The sequence below is a fragment of the Mesorhizobium sp. M4B.F.Ca.ET.214.01.1.1 genome (assembly GCF_004791545.1).
In the GTDB taxonomy this organism is placed as follows: domain Bacteria; phylum Pseudomonadota; class Alphaproteobacteria; order Rhizobiales; family Rhizobiaceae; genus Mesorhizobium; species Mesorhizobium abyssinicae.
Map to the genome: position 1 here is coordinate 1 of NZ_SRUX01000108.1, position 376 is coordinate 376.

Below are 376 nucleotides of genomic sequence, written 5' to 3' on the forward strand. Positions count from 1 at the left end.
GCCCGGCCGATGCCAAGTTCACCGCCAATAATGGCCTGATGCATGTCTTCGAGCATCCCGACGTATCGGTCTGCCTCGGCTCCGAGGTGCGGCGGCTCGACCATGTCGGCGGCACGGTGCGTTCGGTCGCCTTCGTCCATGAGGGCAAGGAATATCAGGCCAGCGGCGACCTCTTCGTTCTCGGCGCCAATGCCATCCAGAGCGCGGCGATCATGCTGCGCTCCGGCCTCGGAGATGAATTCGTCGGGCGCGGCCTGCATGAATCCTATGGCTGGAATTTCGAGGTCTATCTCGACGGCGTCGACAATTTCGACGGCAGCACCATCACCACCGGCCTGAATTTCGGCCTCTATGACGGTCCGCACCGGTCCGAGCA

At 62.8% G+C, this 376-nt stretch carries 1 pseudogene; it reads left to right on the forward strand.

The window, feature by feature from the left end:
- Positions 1-376, forward strand: a pseudogene (locus EN857_RS33505) (GMC family oxidoreductase); the annotation flags it as partial.